The following is a 17,952-nucleotide window of genomic DNA, read 5'->3' as shown; positions in this document are numbered from 1 at the left end:
GCTTGGGAAGCTGGCGTTCTACCGCTGAACTACGCCCGCGCTCACCTGAAAAGTCCTAGAACCAAAGGGTTTGGGGTGCAAGAGGCAAATTGGCGCGAAGCGGTAAGGAAGGAACAAACGGCGCACCGTGGTAGCTGCGGGAACAAAAGTCCCACGGAAAGTCCCACGGGTGTTCACGATCGGTTCCACCATATCTGTGCCCCTCCCCTACCTTGACGTTGTCCCACGCAGCCCCCAATATGTCCAAAATGGACACCCTTGCGGCTAAGGAAGACAACGACATGGCTCAGAAGTACGCATTTTGGAACAATAAAGGGGGCACTGGTAAGACCAGCATCGCCTTCCAATCGATCAACTTGTATGCTGAGACGCACCCCGATCACCGCATCCTGGCGATAGACGTTTGCCCGCAGGCGAACCTCTCAGAGTTGATGCTCGGCGGCCTGAACAATGACGGAAGCGGTAAACTGCTCGCTCGGCAGGGTGTCGTTCCCCGCAGCAGCGTTGGCGGCTATTTCCAGCTTCGGCTACCCTCGCCCTATACGCCACCTCAGTTCCAAGCGCGTGATTTTATCACGAAGCCATCGGGGATCAATCAGAGCATACCATCGAATATTGATCTCGTATGCGGCGACCCACTTCTCGAACTGCAATCAAACGCGGTAAACACCCTTGCCAACAATCAAATCCCGGGAACGAACCCGTGGATTGCAGTCGTTGATTGGCTAAAAGATTTCATCGCTCAAATCGAAAACGAGTATGATGCCATCTTCTTCGACTGTAATCCCAGTTTTTCGCTTTACACCCAGATCGCCCTAGCTGCGTCAGATTTTCTGATACTGCCTGTTATGGCCGACGATTCTTCACGTCGCGCCATTCAAAACGCCTTCTCGCTGGTTTATGGCCTGAAATTGCCATCAGAAATCTACACGACTTTTGCGTTTGCCACCAAGCTGCGAGCTGCGGGCAGACCTCTTCCGAAGGTGCATCTAATCGTCAAAAATCGCCTTACTCAATACATGGGTGCGGCGAGTGCTTACGCTGCGGTTCTCACGGCAATCGAACGAGATGTGGCAGCCCTGATTCAAACAAATCCCGAAATCTTCAGCTTCACGACCAGCGAAGATGGTTTCGTAGAAGTACGCGACTTTGGAACGACCGGCGTAGTAGCTTACGCGAAGGGAATGCCCTTCTCGAAGGTGCAGATCGGCAAGCAGACCGTCAACGGCCACAGAGTCCAAGTTAAGCGCGACTATCTCGAAAATGCGAAAACAGCCATGGGCCATGTCGTTGCAAAGCTCTGATTTGTAATCAGGGGGTCGCGGGTTCGAGCCCTGCAGCCGGCACCAGTAATTACAAGGGGTTAGCGTTAGTTCGCTGACCCCTTTCGCTTTTCGTGGTCCCGCTGTGGTCCCAGATTCGATCGTGGTCCCGGTCCCTGACTTTCTCAGCCCGTGTGGAATGAGAATCGTTCGACGCCGCGCGTCATCCCCATCCATGAGAACGAAATAGGAACATATCCCTTTTCATCTCCGCGCGGCCGAGTCATGCTCGGCTCAATCAAACCAGCGGAGACCCCACATGACTGCGAAGACCCTCAATCTCGTGCAGCCCTTCGAACGCCAGGGCAAGCGGTTGATCGCCGGCAGGCTCATGGACTTCAAGACGCCCGAAGAGGCGACCGGCCGGGCCGAGCGGGACGCGCGGCGCTTCGTCGGCGTCGTGGCGGTTCAACAGTCTGTGGACACCGAGACAGGCGAGGTTCTGGAAGAACCCATCATCCTCGCGCGCTATGGTGAGCTGCCTCCGGAATTCGCCGAAGCGTGAGTCCTGTCAGCTTGAATGGCGTCCTCAATTCGAGTGCAGTCGCGACAGGCGTTTCTTCGCACTAGCGGAAGCTCGCGCACATCGAGACGTTGAATAGCAATACGTCCTCCACGCTCAGAGATTGACGTTACCGGGAACCTACAATCTAGTGAGGCATCATGGGAGGCGTCTGAGTTATGATTCTTGATCCTGCGCTGAAGGTCATTCAGCCCGATCATCAAATTTTTGTCCTCCATCCGGGTGATGGAAAGCGGTTCTATGATGACTTCAAGCACTTCAAAGCGGTGTTTCTGGATCTCCCTGGAGCGAACCTTGAAGCGGCACCCGATCTGGAACTCGAGGTTGTTCGCAACAGGCTTCGCATGGCTAGAGCACTCGCTGCCTGGAACCGCCAGCGCGTAAAGCCCGAACGCCCTTCCACTGATCCTGATGATCACTCTGTACAGGCAACGAAACCCGCAAGGTACATGCGTGAGGCAGAAACGCTCTACAAATTGGCGAAGCCGGGCGATCTGATAATCATACCCGGATCGGGCTACAATACGGACGTTATGTTGGCGGAGATCGTGGGAGAATTCGACCCAACCTTCACCGTCCGTCCCGGCAGATACCTTGACCCAGTGCAGGCGAGGCGCATCAAGTTCCTCGACCGTAATCAACCAAAATATGAATTTGGTCAGCGTCAGATCAAGTTGATGCAGAATCGTCAGGCTCTCATTCGAGTTAGCGAGAATGCATCGCGGCATGAATTCTACGAGCATGCTTACGGTGATTACGTCTACGGTGACCGCTCTGGCAACTTCATGGAAGTTACCCAGAGGGTCGTTGACCAGAAGGACCTTTCTGACGCTCTCTTCCTGACAAATCTTTACGGTGCGATGTACGTCGCGCTCAGAAATGACTGCCTCGAAGATTTTCTAAGTCTATCCCTACAGGATGGGCTCGATAAGTATTACAATAGAGAGTTGTTCGGCGATATCAGTATTGAGGTTCATTCGCCTGGATTTTTCGGAAGGCCTCTGCGCGACGCTGCTCTGGCTGGATACATCGCATCCATGACGGTGTTGGCCAGCGCGGGTGCCAATCCTGTCGCAGCAGCCGACGTCAAAGTCCAAAACTCTGCGAATGCGACTGTCTCGATATGCGATCAATCGCTTGAAGATGACCTTCAGCACAGCATGCGAATGGTCATGAATGCCGATCTCTGGTGGGAGAAAGTTTGCGGCAAACAGATGCTCGTGAACGACGCGGTGGGATTGAAAACCAAGGCACGCCTTGTGGAAGACGGCGGGAAAATTCCGATACCTGCACCATCACCAGTAGCAAAAGACTGAAAGCTCGCTATCTTCCAGGCGGGAGTTTTGGACAATGTCTCGTGTACAGCGCGTGGCCGACTGGGCCAGACGGAATCTGGGTAAGACCCTCCTAGCTGCGGCGACAGCTGGGATCGGTGTCGGCTGGACTGGTTTTGCGCAACTCGAGCAGTCCCGTGCCACCCGTTTCGAAGAAAGAATGCTGGCTGAGTATCAGAAAGTTGCAGCCTCAGAGCAGTCGGTCGCGATCAATTTGGAAAAGCTGACATTCAAGATTGCTTCGGGTAAGCGCCCGGAAGAAACGACTGTTCGTGAGTTGAATTCTGATCTTGTTCGAATGTACGTTACCCTGAACGATTTCAAGCTCGGCCTAAATCCTGAAGACTCCAAAAAAATAAGCGATTATCAGTTAGCTTTGACCAATCTAAAATCCGAAATACTTAGGACTAAAAAGCTGGCGGATCTTCAATACCTAGCGAGCCGCTTTGCAGACAGTCAGCGGGCGTTTGCTGAGGCAAAGCCAGTCATTGAGCAACGTATTGGTATATCGCTGCTGAAAAGCTCTTAGAAACATAGACGAAGGTTGTTTTTGAGGCACCGTACTCAGATCGGTTAGTCAGCAATCCCATCTCCTGAAACGCAAAATGGCCCCGCCCCGGCTTGAAACCGAGGCGGGGCCATTGTCGTATATAGATCATGCACATGGGCAGGGAGTGACGCGAAATGCCGAAGACCCTTTACGCATGGTCGGCCGTCGCCGTTCTAATGGTGATGATCCTCTAGTCGAGCTTGGCACGGGGGAGCGGAAACGGCCCGATCGTTGTCGGCAGGTTCCAGAACCCGTGCCAGGGCTTGTGCTCCACCGTCGAGAACCAGGTGGTGTATTCGGTGACGCAGCCGCCGAGCAGGCGCCACGGCCCCCAATCCTGCACACCACGCGGCCGATTCGTCGGCGTCCCCTCCTGCGCATCCTCGAACTCGAAGAACGTTCGGCGCGATCGGCCGTCCGGCGCGCCGTAGTAGATTTGCTGGCGACCATCCACATAGACCGCATCCGTGCGAACCTTGCTCATGACGCCCGACACGATCGCGTCTCGGCCGTCGCATCGCGCTGCCGTTTGCTGGAACGAGGCGAAGACCAGGACGGTGCCCTGACACTCCCCGGTCTGCGTCGAGACCCGGCCGTCGCACACCTGGACATCGGCGAGCACCGGCCAGCGCGCGACCTCGAGCCCGCCGATCAGGTGGCGCACCCCCTGAAACGTGAAGTACCCGCCCAGGAGAAGGCAGGCCGCGCCGACCGTAAGGACGACGCGGCGGAAGGCATGAAAGAACTCGCTCATTTGCTGTTCCCGTCAGGCGGCGCGATGGCGGCGCGGCGCCGGTGCCAGAGGTCGAGGATGAAGCCCGAAACCGAGACGCCGCCGATGCCGATCACGAAGCCGGACAAGCGCGACAGCTCTTCCGGCGTCGCGACGATGTTGCCGAACACCGACCCCATGGCGGGAATGGCGATCGGCGAGAGGTAGACGGCTGAGATCGCACCCACCACGATCTGGACAGCGCCGTCAGTCTTGGAGCCCCGGCGCGTCAGCCAGCTCACGCAGCCGCCCAGCCCGCCGGCGAGAGCAAGGCGAGCGTCGGCCCAGAAGGTCCATTCCATATGCGCCGTGCGCCTCTTTGCTGGATGCTTGGATTGCCGGGCGAACACGGCTTTGCGCCTATCGGCCGATCGGCCGCTTGGCCCGCCAGCGGCCATAGAGCGTCAGGCCGAAGCCGAACGCCTGCCCGGCCGTCGCCAGCGCGTTCACGATGTCCACCGTTTGCTCGGCCGAGATCGGTAGCTCGCCGACCAGCGGCTTGGCGATCGTGGAGAGGCCGGCGAGGATGACGCCCCAGGTGACGCGGCTCTGATACCAGGGCTCGGCGTTCGTCGCGTGCTGGACGAGCGGCGCGACAGCCTGGATGACGCCCGCCGCGACGCGCGGCACGTCCGCGCGCTGGAGCGACAGGCGAGGATTGTCGGCCGCGCTCTGCAACTCGGCGGCCACGGCCGGGGCGATCAGGTCTTCGGCCTTCATGATCTTCTGCGCTTCGGTCGGCATGTCCAGTCCTTTCAGGCGTCGAGGGTGAGGTATTTCGAGGCGACGAAGCCGAGGACGCCGGCAGGCGTTCGGACTTCGCTCCAGCCGCGATCGTGATCGAGGACGGCAAGGCGGGTGCCGCGCGGCAGCTTGCCGACGATCGCGCCATCCTCCGTCTTCCGCAGATTGAGGACGGGAGCCGTGACGATCGCCGCCAGCTCCATGGCGTTGGCGTCAGGAGCCTTCGCTTTGCCCTTCGGCTCCACCGGCGCCGGCAGATCGCGCGCGCCATCGAGGGCGGCTTGCACGTCGCGCCGGAAGCGATCGCCGACGACGCGCGGCCCGAACACGGACGGATCGAACGCCAGCCGGGCGATGTCCCATTTCCCGCGCTGGCGAATGCCGAGCGTTTCCTGCACCTCGGCGTGGGAGAGCACGGTTTCCGGCGTGACCGGGATCGCGTAGCGCCGGCACAGCTCGGCGACGATCTCGACCCCGGCCGCCCATTGATCGGCGGTGGTCGGGTGCGATCCGGGGTTCCACGGGCTTTCCTTGGCGCCGGCCATGGAAGCGAGGGAAACGCCGATCGAACCTGAGTTGCAGCCGAGCGTGTGGGCCGCATAGTTGCCCCGGATCGGCGCCTGGTTGGCCGAGATCGGAAGATCCCCGCGAACCACGTTGCCGTCGCCCTCCACGATCAGGTGATAGTGCTGGCGGTCGAGGATGGAGGCGACATGCGCCCCACCCGTCCAGTGCAGGATGACGCGCGTCATCGTCGCGGCCATGAGCCACGATTTGGGAAGAGACATGGAAGGTCCAGACGTGAAAAAGGCGCCACGCGGGCGCCGGGTCGGATTAGGATGATCGCCCCACGATGGAGGCCACCATGGAAGACGAGATCGAGGAGCTTGGAGATCGGATCGACGGCCTTCGCCTGATCCTGTCCGTTTTGATCGCGGAGATGCCGAACCGCTACGAGGTCATCCACAAGCTCCAGAAGGCGGAAGCTGCCGCCCGCCAGCGGAACCTACCCACGGGCGTCATTCAGGAACTGGCAGACCTCAGAGCCTCGCTGGACGTTCTGTGAGGCGTCAGGCCCAGCGGTAGAAGGCGACCGCCGCCGTCATGGCGAGCCGCCGCGCGGCCGAGACACCATCGGCCTTCAAGGCTTCGTTGAAGGCGCCAGCAGCGGTCACGCGATCGATACCGGCGATCAGGAGTTCGTCATGGAGCGCCGCCGCCTTCAGGAAGCGGCGATCGTGCGGCGAGAACACCCACCAGAGCGGCCGAGGGATCGAGACATCAAACACCGTCCCGGCCAGGACGGTGAAGGCCCAGCCCGACCCCTTCTTTCCGATCTCCCAGGTGATGGGCACGAGCACCCGGTAGCGTATGCCGTCCAGGCGCTCGAAGAGCGCCGGACTGTCCGTGTAGGCGCTCATGACGGCCAGTGCCGATCGTCGGCGAAGTCGGCCGGGATCGGGTCCATCGCCTTGAGCGCGCGCTTGGCCTCGTGGACCGCTTGCACCCAAGCCTTGCCGGCGTTCACGAGCGCAATCATCTGCCCGGCCGTCATGCGCCGATCCGTGCCGTCGCGATCGGTGAACACGAGGGCCGGCGCGGTCATGCCGGCGTCCTTCAGGTCGCGCGCCGTGTCCTTTAGTGCCAGGAGCACGAGCTGCGTTTTCTCCGATCCCTCCAAGGGTACGTCGCCGATCCCGTCCACCGCGAAGGTGCGACCAGCCAGGACGCGGCGATCATGCTCGGCGTCGATCGCCGCGCTGGCGATGATCGGGGCGACGGGCTCGAACCCGTCACGCACTGAGAGCGGGACGACGATCCAACCCAACCCCTCGAAACGAGGCACCTGCGTTTCGGGATCGAATTCGGGCAAGGACGTGAACGTGCCCTCGCCCTCGATGAAGTCGGCTTCCACGGTCTCGACGTAGAAGCCGTTTTTGGTGAGGTGAGCCTCGGCCATGTTACTTCGCCCTCATGTAGACGCGTGGCGGCATCGCCGTGGAGCGCATTGTTTCGGATATCGCGCCTGCGTTCACATTCGGCATACGCCGTTCAGTCACAGGATTGTATGCCCAGGTCGCGGCGAAGTAGGTGTAATAGAGACCTTGCCCGCTGTAGTACGACGAAGCCCCACAATGAGAACCCGTAGCGGTCGCGCCGAAGTCGTGAAAACCATAAGACGTGTGATTGACGTTGATAGTCGCGGCTGGCAGAGTGTCGTCGGTCGGAATCCAGAGGATGCCGAAACTATTTCCGCTGTTGACGATCTCCATCACGACGAAGTCGTCGCTGATGCCTTCTAGGTAGGCGTTGACCTTGTACGAACTCAGATCGTTCTGACTCTTGAACTCCCCAGTGGTCGTGTTGAGCGTTACCGCGAAAGTGCCGGTAGCGCTGATCTTGAAGAGGAAGTAGACGATCGAGTTGGTGATGGCGCAGGCCGCCGTCTCCAAGGCGAAATTGGTCGAGAGACCGATTGGGTTCTCCGAGACCTTGGTGAATGTCGTGAGATCAGTGGTTGTCCAGACGGCCATGTATTTGGCCTGAGTCGCCCCCTGATTTCCGTTTGCCCGTCTGTCCACTACGGACACGAAATAGAAGCAGTTCTTCAGCTTGCTCCACCGAAAAGCGACATGCGAAACGTCGTTATCGTTTCCGCCCGCTCCGTAATAGGTGGTTCCGTATCCGAGAAGGTTGGGCGCAGTGACGTAGCTCCACGAGGCGCCGAAGTCACGACTGACGAGGAACCCGTAGTAGAGCGAGAGGACGATATATCTACCGTCCGCAGACTCTTCGATGACGTTGACGGGTCGGCGGCCCTGCCCCTGCCTCCAAAGCCTTTCTTGATTGACAACAACGTCGGTTGCCCCGCCACCAGCCCCCGAATGAAAGTTAAAGCTTCCTAGGGGACTCCAAGACAGCCCGTCGATAGTCCGCAGGATGCCGATCCCCCCCGTACTCCCGTTGAGGCGTGCAGCGATGAAGACGGCTCCGCTCTTGATCTGCCAAGAGAGCATGATGTCGGCCGAACTGGGATTGTTCAGGCCACCAGTGTTCGGCGTATCGAAGGCCTCCCACTGATTGAACGCCGACGTAGGCCTCAGGCGGAATACGCGCTTATAGCCGTAGCTCGCGGACACGGACACGATAGCCAAGATCGTTCCGTTGGCGAGCTTGTAGAACCCACCCCCGGTTCTTTTCGCTGCGTTCGGTTCTAAGCTGATAATGTTTGACGTTTTCTCGCCAGCGTTGATCGTCGCCGCGCTCGTCGTGTCGAGATGAGTGATGAAGTCCTTGCTTGACTGGAAGTAGATAACCTCTTTGTTCCGCATTATGGGTCGCAGAATACCCATTCCCTCCGTCATACTTCGGGCATTGATGTTAGCGGAACCGTAAAATGCGGGCGAGCCGATGTCCTGAGCTGTGACTGAGCCATAGATTAGGTTCACCCACCTGTCGCCATCTACGACCAAGCCGACATTCGCGCTGTTGTTGCCGCTGCCGATCTGCGACGACTGACCCTCTGGGAACGCCGTGCCAAACCCCTTGGGGTAGGCGGGCAGAACGTTCGGAAGGTCGGGATAGCTCGCAAGCGAGACGATCTGACCTTTCGCTTCAACCCAATTTTCTCCCGGCGAGGTCTTCGCATACTGCGGCCAGAGAATGTAGCTTCCGATCGGCGAGACCTTGCCCGCCGCCGCAGTCGTCGTGTCTTTGATCCCTTGGAGGATAGGCCCGAGCGTTTGGGCGTTGGCGAAGCCCAGGCCTGTGCCGCTGTTGATTTCGGCGGCGGTCGCTACCGTGATCAACCCCAGTTCGTAAGCGGTTCCGGCCGCGTTCACCCGCAGAAAGCGGCCTGCCATCTCAGCCGTGACGGCCGGGAGGTTGAGGCCCGAAGCATAGGCGCCTGCCCGATCAGCCTCGACCTTTGCCCTCCCTACCTCTGCCTTGGCGTTGACGACCTCCGCTTTCGCCTTGTCCACCTCAGCAGCAGCCAGCGCAACCTTGGCCGCCGAGTCCTGCGCCGAGTTATAGGCGTTCGTCGCGGCATTCTGCGCGGCCATGCGCTCGGCCTTGGCGCTCGCCGCTTCCTGCGCGGCCAGGATCGCGGCCGAGCTGGCGGAAAGCGCCATGCGCCGCGCGCCACGGGCGACGATCAGCGCATCCACCGTCTGGCGCATCTGATTATCCAGATACCCGTCGCCGCCGAAGCTGTAGGCGTCGCCGCCATTGGCCGGGTCGAGGATGTTATAGCGCGGAATGCGGTCGAGAGAGGCCAGCTCTTCGTTCGTCCAGTCGGTGTCAGCCATCAAAGCGCCTCTTCGAATACGAGCCCCACGCCCATGCGCAGGTAGACGGATTGCTCCAGCGCCGACGCCTCGCGCAGCGTCGCGCAGATCGTGGTGCGGTGGAGGTTGATCGTGTCGGCCGGGTTGCGGATCACGATCATCTCTTCGGTGATCCCGGCATCTGCCAGAAGATCGAACCAGCGCGAGAACTCGGCCCGTTCCTTCATGTTCTGGAAGGTGACGGCGATCCGGCGGCGCTTGCCGCGCCGGTCATAGTCGCGGAAGCCGCTGAGAGCCTGCGACATGCGGCTTTCGTCCATGGTCGTGAGCGTCGCGCCATAGGCATAGTTGTGTGGCGGGTCGAACAGCGACCCGAGATACACCTTGCCGATGTCGAGGAACCCGGCCGCGTTGGTCGGATCGACAAACCGCAGGCGCCAGTAGCGCGCCCGTATCTGCGCCGGCAGGATCAGAAGCGCGAGCGTTCGCACTCGGTCGAGGTTTTCGGCGAGCGGCTTACGGCTCCACCAGTTGGTTTCGCCGAAGCGGATTTGCCCCCGGCTGTAGGCGACGGGATAGACCTCCACGGCCCTGCCCTCGCCGTTGTAAACGGGATCGCGCCGAGCTTCGTCGCGGAAGCCCTGAAGGACCATCTTCGCCGCCACGGACAGATTGTGGTTGAGCACGGCGAGGCCGCCGATCGTGCGCAGCCGGTCGAACGTGATGTCCAGAACGGTCCCGCTCGGATCGACGCCTTGCGTCCGCGCCACGCGCCCAGCGTCGAGATCTTTCAGGGCATCGAGCGAGAGATCGCCCGCCGCCCATTGTCCGCCCGTGAGCTGCGCACCCGGCACGTAGTTCGGGAAAAGGATTTTCAGGCGGGACGGATCGTTTCGCGCCATGTCACCCCCACACGTCCAAAGTCGTCATGTTCTCTTCCAGATTTTCGAGGATGCCGGCGACGACCAGCGGCCGAGCCGCGACCAGCCCGAAGCGGCCGACATCGAGCGCGACCACGGAACTGAGATCGACCCCGGCCGCGCGGCTGGGGCGCACCTTCACCGTCAGCCGATCCCGATAGGTCGAGTAGAGCCCGGCCCACCAAGCGGCCATCGCTTTGGCCCCGGCCACTGTCACCAACATCGTGTCGAAGGTCATTTCCGGCGCGTTCTTGTGGATCTCCGCAATGTCGGCCGAGGCTTGGTTCTCCTGCCGCCATTCCTCGGTGACGAAGGCCACGAAGGTCGGATCGGTCTGGAGCGCCGTGCCGGACAGGCTGTCGCGCGTGACCACGGCATGGTTCAGCGAATGCCGAACGATGATGTTCTTGGCAGGCACCCCGCGCCCATCGTCGCCGGTCGGCTGGCGCTGGAGGCCAGGGCCGTCATCCTCCACCAGATCGCTGCGCCGGAAGACGCGGGCGGGCTGGCCGCTCGGCGCCCGGAACCGCACGATGCGGAAGAGGCCGAGGCGATCGGGCGCGATCGACGCGCCGACGCTGGCAAGGATCAGCGTCACGGCATTGAGCGTCGTGACGCGGTTCGTGCCCGGCCAATAGCCGACCTCATAGGGCGCCTCGGCGTCGAGAGCCGCGATGTCGGAGGCGAGGAAGTCCACCCCCTCCACCAAGCCGGTGCCGATCAGGATGCGGCGGACCACCTGCCCCGCCGTTCGCATCGCCGCGCCGCCGCCCTCCACGGCGTTCACCGTGACCTGTCCGCTGCGAACGACATTGCCGCCGAAGCGGATGAGGCCGAGCGCGAGGCAGGACGCCCAGCGCCCTTCCGAGATCGTGGCGGATCGCAGCGCCGCGAGGGTCGGATAATCCGCCCCGGCCGCATCCACGACCGCGCCCTTGTCGCGCACCTGGAGCACGGCCGAGAGCTGATGCCCGACGCCATAAATCTGCGAGAAGCGGTTGAGCGCGACCGCCGGCACGTTGAGGGGCGCACCGTAGAGGAGGACGCGCGGGGCACCCTTCAGGTCCTCGCCGCCCTCGGCCTCCACCTTCGTCGCGTCCGTCGTGGTGCCGGCATAGGTGAGCGGCTGCAACGGCTTGTCGAGAAGGGCGAGCCGCGAGCGCAGATAGAGTTTCACGGCATCCCAATCGAAGCCGATCTGCTCCATCGTGCCGCGCATGTAGGGAACGCGGTCAGAGAACCGCGTTCGTCCATCCTTCACGGCCGAGATCGTCAGATCGTAGCCGTCGAAGGCGTAGTCACGCATCCGGTCGAGCTCGCCGGACATGTTCATGATCTCGGCCGTGCCGCGATCGACCTCAGACGCCCCCGTGGTCCGTCCGCCGGTCCCAAACAGGTTGCGGCGGTAGTTCCCCGGCTGGGTGATGAAGGGGTCGAAGTAGACGTTGGCCGGATCGTCGCCGGGGGCTGTGCGATAGCCCCCGGCAACATCGGTGAAGCGAAAGACGCGCAAGGCCTTCGTGACGCGGTGGCGTCCCGTGACTTCCATCAGAAAGGGCATGGGGTTCCTTAGGCCGCGTCGAGTTCGAGCGCGTCTCGCGTTTGCTTGGCGGTGCGGTTCCCCTTGCGGAGAACTGCCCGCGTTTCCTCGCCCTCGCCATGCAGAACCATGGCGAGTTGATCGCCGAGCTTTTCGACGGTCGTTTTCAGGGAGCGGATTTCCGCCGCCATGCTGCTTTCCCCGCTCGCGCGGCTCGGCAGCTCCCCGCGCGGATAAGGGTCCGCGACAAGGGCAGGCAGGCGGCGGGTTTGCCGGATCGCTTCCAGATTGGACGGGCCGATCGCGCGAGTGGCGCCCGCATCGAACACGAACTCCTTCCCGTGAACCGGCCCACGCACTTCCGTCGTGGACGATCCGCCCGTGTATCCACCGGCCGAGAACCCCCGCCCCTCGCTCTGGCCGTGAAGGCCATAGTGAGCCGAGGCATAGGCTTCCGGCGACAGACCGGCCGGGAGACCGAAGGTCTCGCCATTGCGGATCGCCGCCGCCACGTCGGCGTTCTTGGCAAGGTAGGAGGCGGCGCTACCGTCGCCCCAGACCTTCCCCGATCCGCCGCCGCCTCCGGTTCCAGCGGTGCCGGGAACCGTGATCCCCGCGTCACGAGCTGCCGACGCCGCTGCCGCAAACGCCTTCATCGCCTCGGCGAGGGATTTGACGCCCTCGTTCAAGCCGATCAGGGCTTCATACTGTTTGCGGTTGGTCTCCAGCGTGTCTTCGGCCACCTTGATCTGGCTTTTGAGGGCCGCGAGCTGGCTTTCCGAAGACGAGAGCTGCGAGCGCGCCCATCCTTCGCTCTGATCGAGGGTCCTGCGAACCTCGTCAAAGGCATCGTAGTAGCCCTGGCTGGAGGCGTAGAAGTCGCGCGCCTCCGTCAGATACTCCTGACCCGCTCCCGTGAGCTGGGAGCGAGCCTCTTCGTCGCCGGCCTGCGCCTTGGCCGAGAGGTCGAGGAACTGCCGACGCGCCTCGGCCAGCCTTGCGGCCGGGTCGAGCGTGGACAGGCTGTCGTCCACGAGGATGGACTTGCGGAACTGCGCAATGCCATCCGCGAAGGTCTTCAAGCTGCCGGTCGCGCTTTCCAGCTCGGAGATTTCGTCCTGCCGGGCCGAGATCAGATCGTTGAGACGACCCGTCTCGACTTCATAGGCGCGATCGAGACCCGTGCGGGCAGCGGCGAGAGCCGCCGCCGCGCGCTCGGCCGCCGCCGTGCGGTCGAAGGCCTTGAGCGCATCCGCCCCGAACTTCGCCGCCTCCACGCGCTCCTGCGCAAGCCGACGCTCCAGAAGGGCGAGATCGTTGCCGGCGTTCTGCGCCGCGAACAGCCGTTCCTCGTAGCCCTTGACCGCACTCGCGATCTCAGACGCCGAAGCCGTCACCGTGTCGGCCGAGAACTCCTTCACCACCGCCGCCAGCTCGGGGAAGCGCTGGACAAGCTCTTTGAAGGCGTCGCCGGTCAGCTCGGCCCCGTTCACGATGTCCTGTGCGGACAGGCGGAAGGTCTCGGCAAAACCGGACGTGTCGGCCCCGAGGAGCGCGGCATCCTTCTGGAGCCCGGCGAACTCCGCGATCATCTCGCGGGCGTCCGTCAGATACCCCTTGCCCTGGAGATCGAGCAGCCGATCGCCCATCGACTTCTCGAAGTCGCCGCGCATCACGGCCTTGCCGGCGGCGAAGTCGTCCGCCACCCGCTTGGCCGTTTCTTCGACGCCGAGCCCGAGCTTGGGCAACGTCGTCTGAAGCTGTTGCGCCGCCCCTTCCAGCGAACGGAGATTGCTTTCGACCGCCGATAGCTCCTTCGCCGGATTGAGCACGGAAAGCGCTTGATCCTGCGCGCCCTTGCGGGCGATGGCGACGGCGCGGTCCCGTTGCTCCTTCCATTCGATCTCGGCCGCGGCGAACGGCGCCCCACCTTGCAGGCCGTTGTCGGCCTTGAAGTAGGCGATCTCCACATCGTCGAGGTAGCCGAGAAGCTGCTTTTGGAGCTGCTTGATGGCGGCCTTGCCCTTGGAGAACGGACCATCCATCCCCGCCCCGGCCATGAGATCGGCGGCCATGCCCTCGGACGCCTCGCGGAAGTCCGAAAGCTGCTTCTGGACGTAGGCGTAGAAGCTCCGAGCGGTTTCAACCAGATCGCCGTTCTTGGCCTTGTTCGAGGCGGCGTTGAACTGGTTGAACTGCGACTGGATGTTCTGGAAGTCGGTGCGTATGTTGCCGGACTCTTCGCCCGACAGATAGCGGCGATACGCCTCGTACTGTGGCTGCATCCCCTCCCACTGGCGCCGGGCTTCCGCTTCCTCTTGCTTCTTTTGCTTCCGCTTGCCGAGAAGGCCGCCGAGGATGCCGGCGACGGCCCCGATCCCGGCCCCGATCGGTCCACCGGCAGCGCCGAGGAACGACAGGGACGAACCGATCTCGAAACCACCCATCGCGCCGTTGAGCGCGCCGCCGATCGGAGACGCGCTCTGATAGCCGTTCGAGAACGCCCCGATCAGACCGCCGAGGCCCAGAAACGCTTGCTGGCCGCCCGAAAGCTGACGCCCGGCGCTTGGATTGCTCGGCGTCCCCGCATCGAACTTGCCGCCCGAATAGCTTTCCGGCGTCTGCGTCCGAACGACTTCCTTAAGGCCTTGCTCGACGCCCTTCGCCACCACGCGTTGATCGGAGATGACCGAGGCAGCGCCCCGCCCCCCACGAGCACCGGCAAGCTCGATATGCCAGTTCTCATTGGAGAGCGGAAACGCGAGGCCGTACTTGCCGGCGTTCGCATGGACCCACTGGCGCGCTGAGACATTGCCGTAGCCGAGATCGGCGGCCATGCCTTTGTTGTGCTGCGAGTTGCCCGGAGGCGCGACCCACTTGCGGGCTGCCTCCACCGATCCGTATTTCTTCAGCGCCGCGTCGAAGAGTTCGGCCTGACGAGCAACCGAGCGAAAGCCCGAATTGATCGTCAGCGCAGAACGGACCGCGCTCGGCGCCGCCTCCATCATGTTTGTCAGCGCTGACGCGAACTGCGAGTTGAGGCCCGCGATATGCGACTTGTTCTGCCCAGAGCGCAGAAGCGATGACAGGAGGTTGGTCGAGACCGACTGCGTGACGCCCTCGGCGAGCTTGGCGCTCGCCTGACGCATGGCAGGTGTCGGCACCGGCACGAACGACAAGGCAGGGGCACCCGCCAGCGACGAGCCAGAGCTTGAGCCCGCTCGCGTCCCGCCCCCGGTAAGGGACGGCAGGGACGACAGGAAGGACAGGAGGCCACCTGACGAACCGGACGAGGTCTTTCCCGTCAGCCCGTCGAATAGCTTGCCCCAGCCGGACGAAGCGAACTTCCCGAAGAGGTCGCCAGCGACACGCAGAAGCCCGTCCAGCGCGTTCTTGCTGGACCCGATGGAATTCGCCAGATCAACGAACGCTTCGCGCCCAGCGTCCCGCATTTCGTACAGAGCGTCGTTCGCCTCGTGAAGGCGTTCGTTCACGCGGAGCTGGCCCGCGTAGACCTTGCCCTGCGCACTGTCGAACTCGACGCCGATCGAGCGCAGTTGATCCGCGATCCGCTGATCTTCCGGCGAGCGGAAGGCTTGCTGACGATCGAAGAGCAAGTCACGTTCGAAGTTGAGGCGCTGCGTCGCTTCCGTCAGACGGCCCAGCTCGGCCGCCTGTTCGCGCATCTTGTCCGTGAGCGTCACGGTGTCGGCGTCGAACCCGGCCGAACGGGCCGCGTCCTTTGCCTGCGCCAGGAGCTGGAATTCGGCCTGGAGCCGCGCGACCTCGCCGGCGGACTTGCCGACCAGATCGTATTCGAGCTGCGCCTGTTCGATCTGGCGCGCCGTCGCCTCGCCTTGCTGGCGCTGGCTCTCGGCCAACTGGCCGCGCGACTGCGTCATCGAGAGGGTGCGAGCCTCTTCGCGACGGCGAGCCGCTTCCGTCTCGCCTTCGCCCGCTGCCAAGGCGTCGATATATGCTCGCTCGGCGGCCGTGTTCGCCTTCTGCGCCGCCGTGCGATCGTTGATCGCCTTCAGGTCGAGTTCGTACCCGTCGCGACGGGCCTTCTCTCGGCGCTGAATTTCGATCGACGCCGCTTCCAGTTCGGCGTCACGTTGCTTGCGACGGTTTTCTATGACCGCCTCAAGGCCAACCGTCTTCTCAAGCGCAGCGATCTCGACATCCGCACGCTGGCGAATTTCAGCCAGCGTGCGTTGATCGGGCGAAAGCTTCGAGTTCGCGAGCCGGTTTTGCGCGTCCGCGAGAGCTTCCACGGACGGACGAGCCGCTTCGGCCGTCGCCGCGTTGGCAGCGTTCGCGGCACCGACCACCTGACCATAGGTCCGCGCCGTGGCCGTCGCTTCGTCAAAGGCGTTCTTGATCTTGTCGGCCGTCGTCTCGGCACTCGGACCCAGTCCGTCGAGAACCCCCATCGCATCACGGAACGCCAAGGCGTTCTGCGACATCCGCTGGATCTCCGGATTGAGCGCCCGGATCGCCTCACGATTCGCGTCGATCGCCTTCTGACTGTCGGCCATGGCGGACGAGAATTGGAAGAACGCTTCGATCGCCTTGCGGATCGGATCGTCCTTCCCCGCCGCCGCGTAGGTCTCGGCGAGTTCCTTGCGCAGCGCGATGACATCGCCGCCGCCATCGCGCAGCTTGGCCCGGAAAGCGTCGAGTTGCTTCCCGATCGGCCCGAACTGAGGCAGCGACGGAATGGCGGACGTGTCGTCCGTGCCATAGAGCGACGTACCGGTATATTTGCCGCCGCCCACAAAGGCGCGCTCCAGCGCCTTACGCTGTTCGCCGATGATGGTTTGGAGATCGCGGCCGACCGCGCCGGCCTGGACGCCGAGCGAGGAAGCCGAAGCGTCGCCGAGTTGCTTGACGCGATCGGCGAGCCCTTCGTACCGATCCGAGATCGCCGAAAGCACTTCGTCGTGCTTTTTCAGCGTCTCCGTGGCGTCCGGTATCTTCTTGCGGGTCGCCAGCGCGAAGATGCCGGCGGCGGTCGTGATCGCCGCGAAGCCGAGACCGATAGGACCGAGAGCGCCCACCACCGTCTTGCCGGCGTTGATCGTCGCCAAGCCGATCGCGGCAAGGCTCGACTTTATGCCGCCGCCCTCTTGCAGGACCTGGACGACCTGACCGGCCTGCGAGGCGATGATCTGGAACGGGCTCGCGCCCATCGCCAGCATCGTGCCCACGTCGTTGATCTGATAGCCAAGGCCCTGCATCTGGCCTTGGGTGAGCTTCAGATTGTCGTTCGCGACGCCGAGCCGCTTCGACTGTTCCGTGAATTCGTCGTTGAGCTGTCGCGTGCGCCGGGTGACATCATCGTCCGTGAAGGCGCCCGAGGCGCGCAGCTCATTGGCTTCCGCGATCCCGGCGCTCAGTCGGTCCTGCGCTGCCTTCAGGTCTTCGAAGCCGGCGCGCAGCTTCGTCGCGCGAAGGTTCGCCGCCTCCATCGCCGCGGTGTTTTCGAACCACTCGCGCACCGCAATGCGCGTTTCGGCCGACAGCTCCTTCTGGCCCGCGATGATCTTGTGCAGGCCGGACATGTCGGCATTGGTCGAGATCTTGAAGCCGGCGGATCGGCCGAACTCGCGCGCCAGGTCTTCCTGCGTCCGCGCCAGCTCGGAAAGGTTGGCTCGGCTATCGAGCGCCGCGCGGTTGACCTTGCGCAGCTCGGCCTCGAAGCGATTGAAGGCCTGCGCGCTGCCAACGAGGCGCTTGTTCGTCTGTTCGATCGCCGCGATCGGATCGCGCATCGAGCGCCCGACATGTTCGAGCGCCTTGCTGGCTTTCTCGCCCGCGCTTGTCGCAAGGCCATGCGCCTGCGCGAGGGATCGCAGATCGGCCTCGGCCTGCGTCAAGCCCTCCGTTCGACCCCGAATGACAAGCTCTTCGACGCGCTGTTCGGCTCTCGCAGCCATGACCCCTCCACACAAAGGA

15 protein-coding genes are annotated in these 17,952 nt (G+C 62.8%); 5 read left to right on the top strand and 10 right to left on the bottom strand.

Going from position 1 to position 17,952, the window contains the following annotated elements; genetic code table 11:
• The first annotated feature begins 281 nt into the window (after positions 1-281).
• The 4 genes from B146_RS0122735 (at position 282) to B146_RS29240 (ending at position 3,708) form a co-directional block, all read left to right on the top strand.
• A complete protein-coding gene (locus tag B146_RS0122735) occupies positions 282-1,304 on the top strand; it encodes a ParA family protein (RefSeq protein ID WP_026358868.1) in 1,023 nt (340 codons plus the stop codon).
• A 277-nt stretch (positions 1,305-1,581) separates the two neighbouring features.
• Entirely contained in the window at positions 1,582-1,827 is a 246-nt protein-coding gene (locus B146_RS0122730) for a hypothetical protein (protein ID WP_019998786.1), read from the top strand.
• Between the two features lie 176 nt (positions 1,828-2,003).
• Positions 2,004-3,161 carry a hypothetical protein gene (locus B146_RS27190; RefSeq protein WP_051091619.1) on the top strand — a complete coding sequence of 386 codons (1,158 nt, stop codon included), beginning with the start codon at positions 2,004-2,006 and terminating at the stop codon, positions 3,159-3,161.
• 34 nt (positions 3,162-3,195) lie between these two features.
• Entirely contained in the window at positions 3,196-3,708 is a 513-nt protein-coding gene (locus B146_RS29240) for a hypothetical protein (RefSeq protein ID WP_155897679.1), read from the top strand.
• Positions 3,709-3,919: 211 nt separating this feature from the next.
• On the opposite strand, the gene B146_RS0122720 is transcribed toward B146_RS29240, so the two are convergent.
• The 4 genes from B146_RS0122720 to B146_RS27185 are packed head-to-tail and all read right to left on the bottom strand — an operon-like array spanning position 3,920 to position 6,033.
• Complete coding sequence (locus tag B146_RS0122720; RefSeq protein WP_019998784.1) at positions 3,920-4,483, bottom strand: hypothetical protein; 564 nt, start codon at positions 4,481-4,483, stop codon at positions 3,920-3,922.
• Positions 4,480-4,803, bottom strand: a complete 324-nt coding sequence (locus B146_RS0122715) for a VOC family protein (RefSeq protein WP_019998783.1) — start codon at positions 4,801-4,803, stop codon at positions 4,480-4,482. The genes B146_RS0122720 and B146_RS0122715 overlap by 4 nt, the downstream gene beginning before the upstream one ends.
• A 58-nt stretch (positions 4,804-4,861) precedes the next feature.
• Positions 4,862-5,245, bottom strand: a complete 384-nt coding sequence (locus B146_RS0122710) for a hypothetical protein (RefSeq protein WP_019998782.1) — start codon at positions 5,243-5,245, stop codon at positions 4,862-4,864.
• Between the two features lie 11 nt (positions 5,246-5,256).
• The gene (locus tag B146_RS27185; protein WP_155897678.1) at positions 5,257-6,033 is read right to left on the bottom strand and encodes an N-acetylmuramoyl-L-alanine amidase; all 777 of its coding nucleotides are present in this window, start codon (positions 6,031-6,033) and stop codon (positions 5,257-5,259) included.
• Positions 6,034-6,110: 77 nt separating this feature from the next.
• Between B146_RS27185 and B146_RS0122700 the strand changes: the two genes are divergently transcribed.
• Positions 6,111-6,311 (top strand): hypothetical protein, encoded by a 201-nt coding sequence (locus tag B146_RS0122700; protein WP_155897677.1) that lies wholly within the window; start codon positions 6,111-6,113, stop codon positions 6,309-6,311.
• Between the two features lie 4 nt (positions 6,312-6,315).
• Here B146_RS0122700 and B146_RS0122695 read toward each other — a convergent pair whose 3' ends face one another.
• The 6 genes from B146_RS0122695 to B146_RS28080 are packed head-to-tail and all read right to left on the bottom strand — an operon-like array spanning position 6,316 to position 17,873.
• The gene (locus B146_RS0122695; RefSeq protein ID WP_019998779.1) at positions 6,316-6,666 is read right to left on the bottom strand and encodes a DUF1353 domain-containing protein; all 351 of its coding nucleotides are present in this window, start codon (positions 6,664-6,666) and stop codon (positions 6,316-6,318) included.
• The gene (locus B146_RS0122690) at positions 6,663-7,205 is read right to left on the bottom strand and encodes a DUF4376 domain-containing protein (protein ID WP_019998778.1); all 543 of its coding nucleotides are present in this window, start codon (positions 7,203-7,205) and stop codon (positions 6,663-6,665) included. The genes B146_RS0122695 and B146_RS0122690 overlap by 4 nt, the downstream gene beginning before the upstream one ends.
• A 1-nt stretch (position 7,206) precedes the next feature.
• Entirely contained in the window at positions 7,207-9,555 is a 2,349-nt protein-coding gene (locus B146_RS27180) for a hypothetical protein (protein ID WP_019998777.1), read from the bottom strand.
• On the bottom strand, positions 9,555-10,436 hold the full coding sequence (locus B146_RS0122680; protein ID WP_019998776.1) for a hypothetical protein: 882 nt from the start codon (positions 10,434-10,436) through the stop codon (positions 9,555-9,557). The genes B146_RS27180 and B146_RS0122680 overlap by 1 nt, the downstream gene beginning before the upstream one ends.
• Position 10,437: 1 nt before the next feature.
• Positions 10,438-12,015, bottom strand: a complete 1,578-nt coding sequence (locus B146_RS0122675; RefSeq protein ID WP_019998775.1) for a hypothetical protein — start codon at positions 12,013-12,015, stop codon at positions 10,438-10,440.
• A gap of 8 nt (positions 12,016-12,023) precedes the next feature.
• Positions 12,024-17,873, bottom strand: coding sequence for a D-alanyl-D-alanine carboxypeptidase family protein (locus tag B146_RS28080; protein WP_019998774.1), 5,850 nt, complete (start codon positions 17,871-17,873; stop codon positions 12,024-12,026).
• Between the last annotated feature and the right edge of the window lie 79 nt (positions 17,874-17,952).

The organism is Aureimonas ureilytica DSM 18598 = NBRC 106430 (genome assembly GCF_000382705.1).
Classification (GTDB): domain Bacteria; phylum Pseudomonadota; class Alphaproteobacteria; order Rhizobiales; family Rhizobiaceae; genus Aureimonas; species Aureimonas ureilytica.
The sequence above is the reverse complement of the archived record's forward strand: the minus strand, read 5'-3'. Positions and strand labels throughout refer to the sequence as shown.